The sequence below is a fragment of the Duganella sp. Leaf61 genome (assembly GCF_001421905.1).
GTDB classification, from domain to species: Bacteria; Pseudomonadota; Gammaproteobacteria; order Burkholderiales; family Burkholderiaceae_D; genus Rugamonas; species Rugamonas zoogloeoides.
The window spans coordinates 286490-300730 of the sequence record NZ_LMLM01000031.1 but is presented as its reverse complement, the minus strand read 5'-3'; the positions used below and the strand labels follow the sequence as shown (position 1 = coordinate 300730).

Genomic DNA, 14241 nt, shown 5'->3' with positions numbered 1-14241 from the left:
TAACCGTTCGGCTAGCCGTTCGGCTGCCTGGGCTGGTTCAAAAAGCCCGCAGCTTCGTTGCAGCGCCTTGCCGTGCCGGCGCACTGTCTTCCGCGCTGCGCCTCGCTGCGGACATTTTGAACCAGCCTAGTTGGCGGCGACTTTGGGAGTGATGGTTTTCTCGAACCAGTCATCGATCATCTGCTTTTCATAACGCATCGGATCGCTGTCGGACAGCCGCGTGGCGCGCTGCTGGTACATCATGTTCGACAGGTCGCTCTCGCCGCTGCGCAGTACCGTGCCGTTTTGTTCCAGCGTATAGCGCAGCTTCATGTGCGGCCAGTCGGCGCCGCCATTCATGACGCGGATATCGTCGCCACCCGACCGGCGCGGCCACAGCCGCCCCGCCAGGTCGATATCGAGCACCTCGATCTTGAGCTGCTGGCCGGCCGGCAGCTTCTTGTCGAAGGTCGAAAAATACTGGGTGAAATCCTTGAGCATGCGCTCCCGATCGATCGGGCTGCGCGGCACATCAATGAACTCGTCGGGCTTGACATAGCTGACGCTGACCTGGGCCCAGGCCGCGCCGGTGGTTGCGGCCAGCAATACCAGGGCCGCCAGGGAAGATTTGATCATCGGGCGCATGGCGCACTCCTCATAACTTACTGCGAATGTAAACAATATAGCCCGTTTGCCGGCGCGCGGCGCCGATTGATGCGATTTGTTACCAATCGTCGCCGCATGTCATGGTGGCGTCATACAGGATCGCTACCATCTCGCCCGTCGGGATGCGCCACCATCCCGGATGATGCCGCGCCGCCGCCAGCACAAGTACATGGCTTATTTCCAGGAATGATTATGACCGAGTCGCCCGATCTGTCCCGCCGTCGCATTGTCCAACTGTTTGCCGGCATGCCGCTGCTGCCGCTGGCCGGCGGCGCCACCGCCGCGCTGCTGACCGCCTGTGGTGGCGGCAACGACAGCGCCGCGCCCGCCACCAGGCTGATGTCCGTCACCTTCACCGGCATGGCCGCGCCGTCCCTGGCCGATCCCGCCAAGATGGCCACCACCACGGTCGGTTCGGGCATGAACGCCACCTATTCGGACGGCAAGACCCAGGCCTATTCTCTCGCTTACCAGACCTTCTTCATCACCGGCGCCCTGGTGCCCAACGGCAGCGGCGGCACCACGCTGTCCGGTGGCTACTACGACATCAACAACCGTCCGATCATGGACACCAGCGGAACCACGCCGCGCCAGTTCTTTTCCGACTGCCCGGACGGCACCTCGCTGCTCAAGCTCGACGCGCCCACCGTGGCGGGTGTCAAGGGCAATACCGTGTTCGCGGTGGTGCAGTTCGAATACGCCACCAGCAACCTCGCCGGCAGCTCGATGTACGGCATGCTGCCGTCGCCGATCGCCGTGCTCACGCTGGACCAGGACAAAACCACCGGCGCGCTGACGCTGGTGAAGTACCACAACGTCGATACCAGCCCGGCCAACGGCCTGTGGATCACCTGCGGCGCCAGCCGCTCGCCGTGGAACACCCACCTGTCGAGCGAAGAGTACGAGCCGGACGCGACCGTCATCGCCTCCGACACCCAGTTCGCCGGCTTCTCGCGCAGCCTGTACGGCGACGCTACCAAAGCCAACCCTTACCACTACGGCCACATGCCGGAAATCACGGTCAACCCGGACGGCACCGGCAGCTGCAAGAAGCACTATTGCATGGGCCGCATCTCGCACGAGCTGGTGCAGGTAATGCCCGACGAGCGCACCGCGCTGATGGGCGACGACGCCACCAACGGCGGCCTGTTCATGTTCGTAGCCGACAAGGCGCGCGACCTGTCGAGCGGCACCCTGTACGTGGCCAAGTGGCAGCAAACCTCGGTGGACAACGGCGGCTCCGCCACCCTGCAATGGATCAAGCTGGGCAAGGCCACCAGCGCTGAAATCAAGGCCCTGGCCGACACCCTGAAAGCGGCCGACATCATGGACGTGCGCACCGCCGATCCAAGCGACGCCTCGTTCACCAAGATCGCCTTCAACGGCCGCAGCAACTGGATCAAGGTCAAGCCGGGCATGGAGAAGGCCGCCGCCTTTCTGGAAACCCACCGCTACGCCGGCTTCGCTGGCGGCAGCATGGGCTTTACCAAGATGGAAGGCACGACCGTCAATGCCAAGGACAAGATCGCCTACTCGGCCATCGCGGCCATCGGTTCGGCCATGACCAACGGTTCGGGCGGCATTTCGATCAAGGGCCCGAGCGCTGGCGCCGTCTATGCGCTGAACATGAAGGGCGCGCAGAAAGACAGCAGCGGCGCGGCCATCGACAGCGAATGGGTGCCGGTGGACATGGCTGCCGTGCCAGGCCTGCTGAGCGAAGACCTGGCCACGCCGGATGCGCTGGGCAACACCGCCAACGCCGAGAAAGTCGCCAACCCGGACAACATCAAGTTCTCGGAAAAACTGCGCACGCTGTTCGTCGGTGAAGACAGCGGCACCCACGTCAACAACTTCCTGTGGGCGTATAACGTCGATACCAAGGTGCTCACGCGCCTGCTGTCCACGCCATCGGGCGCCGAATCGACCGGCCTGCACGCGGTCGACGACATGAACGGCTTCGCCTACATCATGAGTAACTTCCAACATGCTGGTGACTGGTCGAGCTCGCTGCACGGTAAAGTGCGCACCACGCTCGATCCACTGATCCGCGCCAACTACCGCGACCGCTACGGCGCGGCAGTCGGATATCTGACCGGTTTCCCTCTGCTCGGCTAACGCTTTTCCTCCTTCAGTTGTACTTTACCCGCAGCGCGCAAGCCCTGCGGGTTTTTTTGTTACAGAAGTGTTGCGCGTTTTAACGCGTTCTTTTGTTGCCTGTTGTTAATAGCAATGAGTGGGACTACAATCGAAATCTTGTATGCGCCACCTTTTTGCGGAACGCCCATGTCTTTTTTGTCCTCTGCATCGCCAAAGTTAGCACCATGGAAAGTCTTGTTGGTCGATGATGAACCCGACATCCACGACATCACCAAGCTGACCCTGACCCGTTTCCGCCTCGACGGCCGCGCGCTGACATTTTTGCATGCGTACAGCGGCGCCGAAGCCAAGGAAGTGCTGACGCGCGAGACCGATATCGCGCTGGTGTTCCTGGACGTGGTAATGGAGAAAGAGGACAGCGGCCTGGAAGTGGCGCGCTGGATGCGCGAAGACCTGGACAACCAGTTTACCCGCATCGTGCTGCGCACCGGCCAGCCGGGCCAGGCCCCTGAGGAGCGCGTGATCGTCAACTACGACATCAACGACTACAAGGAAAAGACCGAGCTCGATCGGACTAAACTGTTTACCACGACATTTGCCGCACTGCGCGCCTACCGCGACATCATGAAGGTGGAAGAAGCGCGCGTGCAGCAGCTGAACTACCGCGAAGGCCTCGAGCGCGTGATTGCCGCCTCGGCCCATATTTTCCAGCAACGCAATCTCAAAGATTTCGCCAACGGCCTGCTGCAGCAGGTGGTGGCCTTGCTGCGGCTCGAGCACAGCATGCTGCTGCGCCTGCGCGCAGCCACCGCCATCGGCGACGTCAACGATTACGAAATCCTGGCCCGGATCGGCGACGAGGACGGCACCCTGCTCAGTCCGGCAGTGCTGGCCCAGATCGACGTGGCCAAGAGCAACAAGATCTCGCGGGTGGAAGGCGATACCTATATCGGCTACTTCCCCAACAGCAGCGGCAAGGCGTCGCTGTTGATCCTCAAGGGCGTGGACGAAATTTCCGAGATCGACACCAAGCTGCTGGAAGTGTTCTGTTCCGGCGTGGCGATCGCCTTCGACAATATCTTGCTGACCCAGGAAATCACCGACACCCAGGCCGAGCTGATCCTGCGCCTGGGCGACGTGGTGGAATCGCGCTCGCATGAGGCCGGCAACCACGTGCGCCGCATGGCCGAGGTATGCCACCTGCTGGCCACCGCCGCCGGCCTGCCCGACGACGAAACCGCCGTGCTGCGCCACGCCGCGCCAATGCACGACATCGGCAAGATCGCCACGCCGGACTCGGTGCTGCTCAAACCGGGCAAGCTCGATCCGGCCGAGTGGGAAATCATGAAGCAGCACCCGACCGTCGGCCTGTCGATCCTGGACGGTTCGCAGCGGCCGATCCTCAAAGCGGCCGCCGTGATCGCCCACCAGCACCACGAAAAATACGACGGCAGCGGCTACCCGCAGGGCCTCAAGGGCGAGAACATCCACCTGTACGCGCGCATCGTCGCCGTGGCCGACGTGTTCGACGCGCTGATGCACAAGCGCTGCTACAAGGATGCCTGGCCGGTGGCGCAAGTAGTGCAACATCTGCGCGACGTGGCCGGCCATCACCTCGATCCGCATTACGTCAACTTGCTGGTGGCCAATATGGATCAGGCACTGGCCATCAACGAACGCTTCCCCGATTAAACTCTAAGCTTATAGACAATCGGTTGTTGGTGACACAATTCCTTGCAAGTAAGATTGTGGTTCAGATCATGCAAGGAAGTCACCATGTCCCATCACGCCCTCCCGAATTTTCCGCTGCGCCACAGCGTACTGGCCTGCGCCCTGCTGCTGGCCGCGCTGCCTGCCGCGCAGGCACAATCCGCCGCCGACACTGAAGCCGGCGTTGCCGCCATCGACCAGGTCACCGTGGTCGGTTCGCGCGCGCGCAACCGCACCGTGTTCGATTCCGCCGTGCCGATCGACCGTTTCGGTGCGCGCGAGGTGGACAATGCGCTCGCTGGCGGCGACCTCGGCGCCGCCCTGCAAAACCTGTCGCCGTCGATTAACTTCCCGCGCATCGAATCGAGCGGCGCGGCCGACTCGGTGCGCGGCATCCAGTTGCGCGGCCTGGCGCCCGACCAGGTGCTGGTGCTCATCAACGGCAAGCGCCGCCACGCCAGCGCCGTGCTCGACACGGAAAGCAGCTTTGCCGGCATCGTGCCGGTCGATGTCAACGCGATTCCACCGGGCGCCATCGACCACATCGAAATCCTGCGCGACGGCGCCGGCGCCCAGTACGGCAGCGACGCCGTCGCCGGCGTGATCAACATCGTGCTGAAAAAGGCGCGCGCCGGCGGCTCGGCCTCGGTCAGCTATGGCGCCAACCACACCGACTTCAAACCGACCGAAGAGCGCAAGACCGACGGCCAGACCACCATCGTCAACGCCGACTACGGCGTGCCGGTGGGCGACGTCGGCTATTTCCGCTTCGGCCTGGAAAGCCGCGACCGCAACCCGACCAACCGCGCCGGCGCCAGCGATGCCGGCTGGACCTCGTGGAATTCCACGCCAGCCGACCTGGCGCTCGACGGCAAGGTCGTGTTCAAGTCCGGCGACTCGCAGCAGCGCAACCACTACGCGTTCTACAACACGCTGGTGCCGGTTGCCGACGGCGTCGATGCGTACTCGTTCGCCACCGTCAACAAGCGCAAGTCGGACGGCAGCGCCTACTTCCGTTATCCGGGCGATCCGTCCAATGTGCCGGCGCTGTACCCGAACGGCTACCGCCCGACCACCCGGGGCAATGCCACCGATGTCAGCGTGGTGGCCGGCCTGCGCATCACCCAGGGCGCCTGGAACTGGGACGTCAGCGCTCGCCACGGCGGCAACAAGTTCCGCTACGATCTCGCCAATTCGGCCAACGCGTCGCTGGGCGCGGCCAGCCCGACCAGCTTCCACCTGTCCACGTTCGACTTCGACCAGGATGCCGTCAATGCCGATGTCACGCGCGAGCTCGATCTCGGCATCGGCGCGACGGTCAACCTGGCGCTGGGCGCCGAATACATGCGCGAGACCTATACCAGTTCGCCCGGCGACCCTGCTTCATATTCAGCTGGAACTGCGGCGGCCGGCACAGTACCCGATGCGCCGCCGGGTGCGCAGGCGGGCCCCGGACTGCGGCCGCAGGATACGTTCGATGGCCGCCGCTCGGTGCGATCGGTGTATCTCGATGTCGAGAGCGAGCTGACGGCGCGCCTGCTGCTGGGCGCGGCGGCGCGCTATTCCGACTACAGCGACTTTGGCAACGCCAGCACCGGCAAGCTGTCGGCGCGCTACAAGGTGAACGACGGTTTCCTGTTGCGCGGCTCGCTGTCGAACAGCTTCCGCGCGCCGGCGCTGGTGCAGACCGGCTTCCGCTTTTCCACGCTGAACTTCAACAGCGACGGCACCGGCCTGCAGACGGCGTCGCTGCTGCCAGCGTCCGACAGCCTGGCGCGCGCGTTCGGCGCACAGAACCTGAAACCCGAAAAATCGACCAACCTGTCGCTGGGCGCCGCCTGGAAACCGCAGCGCAATACCAGCGTCACTGTGGACGCTTACCGGATTAAATTGCGCGACCGCATCACCCGCACCAGCGATCTGCAAAGCGATGCTGCCACCGCCTATCTGGCATCCATCGGCCGCACCGACATCCAGTCGGTTGCCTACCTGGCCAACCTGCTCGACACCACCACCACCGGCCTCGACGTGGTGGTCAACCACGACCTGCCGTTCGCTGGCGGCAAGCTGGACCTGAACGCTGCGCTCAACCTGAACAAGACGCGTATCGACAACGTCCATCAGCGTTCGGCCGCACTGGCGCAAATCGATTCCGACCTGACGCTGTTGACCGAGAACAACCTGTTCCGCATCCGCCATGCCTCGCCCAAGACCAAGCTGGTGCTAAGCGCCGACTGGCAGGCGGCGCAATGGGGCTGGCAGGCCCGTGCCACCCGCTTCGGCGCGCTGAAGGATTTTTCATATGACGACGAGGCCGAATTGATCGACGGCGTGCACGCCCAGCGCTTCGGCGCGGTGTGGTCGGTGGACCTCGAAGCGCAATACAAGCTGACCAGGCAGCTAACTTTGGCGGCCGGCGGCAACAACATCTTCGACCGCTACCCGGACCGCGTGCGCCAGACCAATAACGCCAGCTATGGCGGCGCGCTGCCGTACAATTTCATCAATCCGATCGGGCTGAACGGCGCATATTTTTATGGCCGCGTACGCTACACCTTCTAGAAAGAACCCATGAAACCGTCCAAACTGTTGATTTCCTTGTGCCTGGCGGCGGCGCTGGCCGGCCCGGCCCTGTCCCACGCTGCCGATGCACCCGCAAACAAGCACGCGCTGGTGCTGATGACCGACTTCGGCACGTCCGACGGCGCCGTCTCGGCCATGCGCGGCGTGGCCTTTGGCGTCGATCCGAACCTGTCGGTCTCGGACCTGACCCACAATATTCCCGACTACGACATCTGGCTCGGCGCCTACCGCCTGTACCAGACCGCCAACTACTGGCCGACCGGCAGCGTGTTCGTCAACGTGATCGATCCGGGCGTGGGCACGCAGCGCAAATCGGTGGTACTCAAGACCCGCGAGGGCCGATATTTCGTTGGTCCCGACAACGGCCTGTTCACCCTGATCGCCGAGCGTGACGGCGTGGCCGAATTGCGCGAGATCGATGAAAAGGTCAACCGCCTGGCAGGATCAAGCGAGTCATACACCTTCCATGGCCGCGATGTGTACGCGTACGTGGGCGCGCGCCTGGCGTCGGGCGCGATCACCTTCGAGCAGGTGGGCCCGGTGCTGCCGAGCGAATCGGTGGTGAAGATTCCGTACCAGAAGGCAGTTCGCAATGGCGACGTCATCAAGGGCATCATCCCGGTGCTGGACGTCAAGTACGGCAACGTCTGGACCAATATTCCGAAGTCGCTGTTCGACGAGCTGAACATCGGCCTGCACGACAAGGTGCAGGTGCGCATCCTGCACAAGGGCAAGCTGATCAACAAGGTGGTGGCGCCGTTCGAGCACACGTTTGGCGGTGTGGAAAAGGGCAAGTCGCTGGTTTATCTGAACAGCTTGCTGGACGTGGCAGTGGCGATCAGCCAGGGCAATTATGCAGCCAAGCACAAGATCGACTCGGGCGTCGATTGGGAGGTGGAAATCACCAAGGTAACGAAATAAACCTTAGCAGCTGGCCGGCGTGGCACTGGCCAGCACAACCGCCACCTGGTCCGGCGAAGCCGGCTTGAGCAGGTGGTGGTCGAACCCCGCCGCCCCGGTGCGGGCGCGGTCGTCTTGCGCGCCCCAGCCGGTCAACGCCACCAGTTTTACGCCTGCCAATGCCGGCAGCGCCCGCAGCGCGCGGGCCGCGCCATAGCCGTCCAGGCGCGGCATGCCGATATCGAGGAACACCAGGTCGGGATTGAACGCCGTGGCCGCATTTACCGCCTGTTCGCCATCGTAGGTCACCAGTACCTGGCAGCCCATCGCCTCGAGCAGGTCGCCGAGGGTATCGGCGGCATCGACGTTGTCGTCGGCAACCAGCACCCGCAGCGCCGGATGCGCGGGCGCGGTGTGCGCCGGGTGCTTGTCGTCCTGCGACTGTCCGGCCACCGGCGCCGCCAGCGGCAGGCGGACGGTAAACGTGCTGCCCAGGCCGGGGCCGGGGCTGGCCGCTGTCACGCTGCCGCCGTGCAGCGTGACCAGGTGGCGTACCAGGCACAGGCCGATGCCCAGGCCGCCCTTGGAAATGCCGATGCTGTGCGGCGCCTGGGCAAACATCTCGAACACCTTTTCCAACGCCTCGGGCGCGATGCCGATGCCGGTGTCCGTCACCGCGATCACCGCCATGCCGTCGATGATGGTGGCCGTGACGTTGATGCGGCCCGGCTGCGGCGTGTACTTGGCGGCGTTGGTGAGCAGGTTGCTCAGCACCTGGCTCAGGCGCACGGCGTCGCCGTCGAGCCAGACCGGCTCGCGCGGCAGGTCGAGCGCCAGTTCGTGCGCGGCCGCTTCCACCAGCGGCAGGCTGGTTTCCACTGCGCTGGCAGCCACCGACTGCAGCGAGACGCGCGCGCTTTGCAGCACCACCTTGCCGCTGCTGATCCTGGCAATGTCGAGCAGGTCATCGATCAGATGGACCATGTGGCCGACCTGGCGTTCCATGGTGGCCAGCATGCGCTCCTTGAGGCCCGGCCGGTCGGCACCGATGCGCAGCAGCTCGAGCGCATTGCGGATCGGCGCCAGCGGGTTGCGCAGCTCGTGCGCCAGCGTGGCCAGGAATTCGGACTTGCGGCGGTCGGCCTCGCGCAGCGCCTCGGTCGAGCGCACCCGCTCGATGTGGGCCCAGCAGCGGTCCACCACGGCTTCGACCAGCGCCACTTCGTCACGGGTCCAGGTGCGCGGTTGCTGCTGGTGCACGGCCATCATCGCCACCAGCTTGCCCTGCTTGACCAGCGGGCAGCAGATGATGGCCTGGATGCCGATCTGGTTGAACATTTCGACACCGTCGCCATGCGCCAGCTCGCGGTCCACGTGGTTGATCAAGAGCGTGCGCCCCACCCGCAGGTTGGACGTGGCGCGCGAGCCGAACAGGTCGAGCGAGTACACGCCCACCGTGCTGATCGCGCCCGGCACGCGCCAGTCGTGGCGGATGGTGAAGCGATCGTTGTCGGGTTCGAGGTCGGCATAGGCCACCCGGGTAACGCCCAGGTACTGGCCCAGCAGGCGGGTGCTGTGGTCCATGATGGTGGCCGGTTCGGCGGCCAGGCGCGTGGCTTCGCCGATCTCGTCGAGCAGGCGCAGGCGCTCCTCGACCTGGCGCACCTTGCCGGTGGTTTCGCTGCACACGCACAGCACGCCGGCAATCGCGCCCGACTCGTCGCGGATCGGGCTGGTGGAAAAACTGGCGTAGATCTGTTCGACAAAGCCGTTGCGGGTAAGCGTAAACGGCTGGTCTTCGTACCACAGCGATTCACCGGCCATGGTGGCGGCCAGCATGGGCCCTACCTGGTCCCACACCTCGGCCCAGACCACGTTGAACGGTTGCCCCAGCACCTGCTGCGGATGGTCGGCCTTGGCGCCCAGCACCTCGCGGTAACTGTCGTTGTAGAGCAGCGCCAGCTGCGGCCCCCAGACCACGTACATCGGTTGACGCGCGGCCAGCATCATGCCGGCAGCGGTGCGCAGCGACTGCGGCCAGGTTGCCAGGGGACCGAGCGACGTCCCCGCCCAATCGAACGCGCGCACCACCGCCCCCATCTCGCCGCCGCCGGCAGCAAAACCGAGGTCAGGATTGAAACCAGCGGAGGAAGGTGCAGTGGGCATGGCGGAACGAGAACGCTCGAAAAGGTGGACAACCCGCACCATAGCATTTTTGCGCTAACGCAGCCGCGCTCTTATTTGCGTTTGACCTTGGGGAACCGCAGCTTGTAGTGGAGGCCCATGCCGGGGGCGCTGGCAACCTTGACGGTGCCGCCCAGCGCACCGGTGACCAGGTTGAACAGGATGTGCGCGCCGAGGCCGCTGCCGCCGGTGCCGCGCTTGGTGGTGTAGAACGGGTCGAACAGCTGGCCCAGGGTGGACGTGTCCATGCCCACGCCGTCGTCGCTGTACTCGAAGTTGACGAAATCACCATCGACCTTGCCGGTGATCTTGATGCGGCCCGGCTGCCCTTCCTCGAAACCATGGACCAGCGAGTTGACCACCATGTTGGTGAGCACCTGCGACACGGCGCCTGGAAAACTGGCCATGTTGATGTTGTCGTCGCAATCGATGTCGATCGTGATCGGCTTGCCCTTGAGCTTGGGCTGCAGCGACAGCAGTACTTCGTCGAGGTACTTGCGCAAGTTAAAACTGCGGATGTCGTCCGACGATTGATCGACCGCCACCTGCTTGAAGCTGCGCACCAGCGCCGCCGCGCGCTGGGTGTTGGTGGTCATGATGCGCAGCGACTGATCGACGATGTCGAAGAACTGGTTCAAGCCGTCTTCGTCGAGGATGCCCGCCGCCATGTCGGCGCGCGTGAGCTTCAGTTCTTCCACCAGGTGACTGGTGGCCGTCACGCAGATGCCCAGCGGGGTATTGATTTCGTGCGCCACGCCGGCCACCAGCCGGCCCAGCGACGCCAGTTTTTCCTGCCGTACCAGCTCGCCCTGGGCGTCCTTGAGCGAGGTCAGGGCGTTTTCCAGCGCGGCGTTCTGCTCCTCGAGCGCATCGTTGGCGTGGCGGATGTCGTCTTCGGCGCGGCGCCGTTCGGCCACCTCGTGCGCCAGCAGCGCGGTGCGGTCCTGCACCGCGCGCTCGAGCCGGTCCACGCTTTGCAAGCCGCGCAGCGCGGCCGAGACGAAGTCCGCGATCAGCGCGAACAGGGCCTGGTCTTCGCCGCTGAACGTATGCTGGCGGTCGTAGCTCTGGATCACCATCGCGCCCAGCGCCTGGTGCTCCTGGTCCAGCAGCGGGCAACCCATCCAGTGCTCGGCAATGGTGCCGATGCCGAAGGCGGCGTTGTCGAGCCTTTTGGAGACATGCTCGGCGGCCGTCATCACCATCGGCCGGCCGCTGGCGATCACGGCGGCGGTGGGGGATTCGCCGTCCGCCAGTTCGAACAGTTCGTCCCTGGCCGGCGCCGCATCGACTTCATCGACGAAGTACACGAAGCGCACGTGGTTGGCCGGCCCCTCGTGGTCGCTGAGCGCGACAAAAAAATTGGCGGCATACATGATGCGTCCCAGCGCCGCGTGCACCGATTGCAAAAATTCGCTGATATCGGTGCAACTGCCCGATTTACGGCCGATTTCAAGCAAGATGGCCTGGACGGCTTCAAGACGGGCGAGACGGTCTTCCATAGTATTTCCTGTAATTAGTACGCACAGGAAATACTATCAGTCAGCCCCGGCAAGGGCCAGTGATCATTGCGGTTTGCGATACCCGTTTTCTATCCATGTGGTGGCGCTGGTCACACTGAGCTTGAAAGTCGGCACAACGCGCACTTTGGCGATTTCTTCGCCATACACGTCGAAGGCGGAGAGCATGGCGTACGGGTCGTCCTCGTCGGGCACGATATCGAGCGTGACCTTGATCTGGCCGCCGTCGTCGGTGTTGACGAAGACATTCTTGTGCAGTTGCGCGTGCAGTTGCTGCTCGTGGCGGCGAATCACTTCGTTGGCGGTCTTGACCAGCGTGTTGAAGGCGTTGACGTCGAGCGGCTTGGGGTTTTTCTTGTCGCGGCCCATGGTCCAGGGACCGACCAGCGCCGGTTCCGGCTCGCCGTCCTTGATCATCGCCACCGCCCAGCCCTCGTCATCGTCGTTCTTGATCACGCGCGCGGTCCAGCCATTGCCCTGCCACAGGCGCGGCTCCTGGATCGGGGCGTCGTCGTCCGGGGTATCCGGTACATCGGGGAAGTCGTTACTCATACTTTAGGCTCGGGTGTCTTGGCATCGGGGGTGAAATAATAAGCGCCTTATACCGGAACAACAATAGAAAGTCACCACGGATGCATAAACTTGGCCTCGCCCTCCTCCTCACCGCCACCACTGGCGGCGCTTGCGCGCAAAGCAACGTCACCGTGTACGGCCGCCTCAATACCGGCCTCGAGTCGCTGCGCAGCTCGGACGCCAACGCCAGCGTCGCGCGCATGAGCAATTACCGTTCGGTACTGGGCTTTCGCGGCACCGAAGACCTCGGTGGCGGCCTGAAGGCCATCTTCCAGATCGAGGGCACGCTGGCGCTCGACACCGGCGCCGGCGGCCTGGCCTCGCGCGACACCCGGGTGGGCCTGGAAGGCACGTCCGGCACCGTGTTCATGGGGAACTGGAACTTGCCCTACAACACCGCCACTGCCAGCCTCGATCCGTTCTATCCGACCACGGCCGGGTACATGAGCATCATGGGCAACGGCGCGGGCGCCACCGTCAACAATACCAGCGACACGTCCTCGTTCGACCGGCGCCAGCAAAACAGCCTGCATTACTGGTCGCCCATGTGGCACGGCGTGCAATTGCGGGTAGCGCGTTCGGCTGCCGAAGAGCGCCCGGCCAGCGGCGCCAAGCCCTATCTGAATTCGGGTGCGGTGGTGTATGAACAGGGCGGCTGGTACGCCACCGGCGCGTTCGAGAGCCACCACGAGTACCAAGGGCCGGGCAGCAGCGACACCGGCGCCAAGCTGGGCGCCGCCTACACCGCCGGCGCCACGCGCGTGGCGCTCGTCGGCGAACAGTTGAAGTACGAGCTACCGGGCGGCACGCTCAAGCGCCGCGCGGCCTATGTATCGGTCACGCACCAGGCCGGGCGCCATGCGTTCAAGTTCGGAATCGCGCGCGCAGGGGATGGCAAGGGCAGCGCGCCCGATGGCGTCCAGGTGGGCAAGGTGCGCAAAGGAGCCGATACGGGCGCCACCCATTACACGGCAGGCTACGACTACCTGCTCAGCAAGCGCACGACCGTGTTCGCGTTTTACACGCACCTGAAAAACCAGCGCAATGCCAGCGTGGATTTTGCCATCAACGGTTTGGGCGCGAATGCGGGAGCCAGCCCGGGCGCCACGCTCAAGGGCGTGTCGCTGGGCTTGCGCCACAACTTCTAAATGATATCAGCACACCACGCACGGCCGGCGCTGCACCAGCGGCGGCTTCGGTGGCTTGTAGCGCGGATCGATCGCCGGTTCGGGCGTGTGATAGCTGAACGGCGTGATGATGATCGGCGGGATTGCCGGCGGCGCCGACGGCGGGCCCTTGGGGCCACCGCCGGAAGAACGCGTGGCGCCGCGTTGGCGCCCGGTTGTGTGTGGACACGCGGCGGGGATAGCTTGCCCCTCGCACCATACTAGCCATGCCATGTTGTGGTCCTCCCTCAACTAGGTAGAGATTCAGTATAGAACGGCATAACTTTAAATCAAGGAACAATCGGGTTAACCGGCAACTTCGGCCTGTTGCGCCGCTGGTCGCCGCCTGCCTGCGTTCCAACCCGCCATTTCTACGTTTTGTCGCAATCTGGTGGCTGCTGCAGCACCTGGCCGGTACAGTTCAACCATGCCAAACGGCACCTGAACAACACACAACAACGGGGTACCACCATGACCAGCACTGCCAAAAAACTGTTAGCCGCCGCCATCGTCTTCGTGCTTGCCCTGTCGCTGTGGGACTCGGTGCTGGGCAATAACATGCACATCAATATCGACGGCGATGAATTCGACGGCCCGCTCGGCGCCCTGTTCGGCCTGGTGCTGGCCGGCGGCGGCATCCTGATCGCGGCGGTGGCCGTGACCTGCGCCGCCGTCTTCGTGGGCGTGCTGTGCGCCGGTATCGGCATGGTGCTGGTCAGCGCGCTGGTACTCGCTGCGGTGATCGTGCTGGCGGCCATGTCGCCGCTGCTGCTGCCGCTGCTCATTCCCGTGGGCCTCTACTGGATCTTCACGGCCCGCGCCCGTCGCCAGCGCCGCGCCTACCAGCAAACCGCTTAAACCCT

General features: G+C 64.3%; 11 protein-coding genes. 6 read left to right on the top strand and 5 right to left on the bottom strand.

The genetic code is table 11. The features are described 5' to 3' along the window. Window positions 1-126: 126 nt before the first annotated feature. Window positions 127-624, bottom strand: coding sequence for a DUF3016 domain-containing protein (locus ASF04_RS23110; protein WP_056147014.1), 498 nt, complete (start codon window positions 622-624; stop codon window positions 127-129). Window positions 625-837: 213 nt separating this feature from the next. On the opposite strand from ASF04_RS23110, the gene ASF04_RS23105 reads away from it, so the two are divergent. The 4 genes from ASF04_RS23105 to ASF04_RS23090 all read left to right on the top strand — a co-directional run bounded on the left by ASF04_RS23105 (window position 838) and on the right by ASF04_RS23090 (window position 7956). Further along, a complete protein-coding gene (locus tag ASF04_RS23105; protein WP_056147012.1) occupies window positions 838-2760 on the top strand; it encodes a PhoX family phosphatase in 1923 nt (640 codons plus the stop codon). 168 nt (window positions 2761-2928) lie between these two features. Continuing rightward, window positions 2929-4434 (top strand): HD domain-containing phosphohydrolase, encoded by a 1506-nt coding sequence (locus ASF04_RS23100; protein WP_056147009.1) that lies wholly within the window; start codon window positions 2929-2931, stop codon window positions 4432-4434. Window positions 4435-4518: 84 nt separating this feature from the next. Continuing rightward, a complete protein-coding gene (locus ASF04_RS23095) occupies window positions 4519-7014 on the top strand; it encodes a TonB-dependent siderophore receptor (RefSeq protein WP_056147008.1) in 2496 nt (831 codons plus the stop codon). Window positions 7015-7023: 9 nt separating this feature from the next. Further along, on the top strand, window positions 7024-7956 hold the full coding sequence (locus tag ASF04_RS23090; RefSeq protein WP_056147006.1) for an S-adenosyl-l-methionine hydroxide adenosyltransferase family protein: 933 nt from the start codon (window positions 7024-7026) through the stop codon (window positions 7954-7956). 3 nt (window positions 7957-7959) lie between these two features. Here ASF04_RS23090 and ASF04_RS23085 read toward each other — a convergent pair whose 3' ends face one another. From ASF04_RS23085 to ASF04_RS23075, 3 genes are all read right to left on the bottom strand, one after another. Beyond that, window positions 7960-10101: an ATP-binding protein gene (locus ASF04_RS23085; RefSeq protein WP_056147004.1), complete on the bottom strand. Its 2142-nt coding sequence runs from the start codon at window positions 10099-10101 to the stop codon at window positions 7960-7962. Window positions 10102-10172: 71 nt separating this feature from the next. Further along, window positions 10173-11621, bottom strand: a complete 1449-nt coding sequence (locus ASF04_RS23080; protein ID WP_056147002.1) for a GAF domain-containing sensor histidine kinase — start codon at window positions 11619-11621, stop codon at window positions 10173-10175. Window positions 11622-11684: 63 nt separating this feature from the next. Beyond that, window positions 11685-12191 (bottom strand): hypothetical protein, encoded by a 507-nt coding sequence (locus ASF04_RS23075; RefSeq protein WP_056147000.1) that lies wholly within the window; start codon window positions 12189-12191, stop codon window positions 11685-11687. Window positions 12192-12271: 80 nt separating this feature from the next. Here ASF04_RS23075 and ASF04_RS23070 point away from each other — a divergent pair, with 80 nt between their 5' ends. Next, window positions 12272-13360: a porin gene (locus ASF04_RS23070; RefSeq protein WP_056146999.1), complete on the top strand. Its 1089-nt coding sequence runs from the start codon at window positions 12272-12274 to the stop codon at window positions 13358-13360. 6 nt (window positions 13361-13366) lie between these two features. Here the strand turns inward: ASF04_RS23070 and ASF04_RS27675 are convergent, their stop codons facing one another. Further along, the gene (locus tag ASF04_RS27675; protein WP_156368743.1) at window positions 13367-13612 is read right to left on the bottom strand and encodes a hypothetical protein; all 246 of its coding nucleotides are present in this window, start codon (window positions 13610-13612) and stop codon (window positions 13367-13369) included. Window positions 13613-13849: 237 nt separating this feature from the next. Here ASF04_RS27675 and ASF04_RS23065 point away from each other — a divergent pair, with 237 nt between their 5' ends. Continuing rightward, window positions 13850-14236, top strand: coding sequence for a hypothetical protein (locus ASF04_RS23065; protein ID WP_019923320.1), 387 nt, complete (start codon window positions 13850-13852; stop codon window positions 14234-14236). The last annotated feature ends 5 nt before the right edge of the window (window positions 14237-14241 follow it).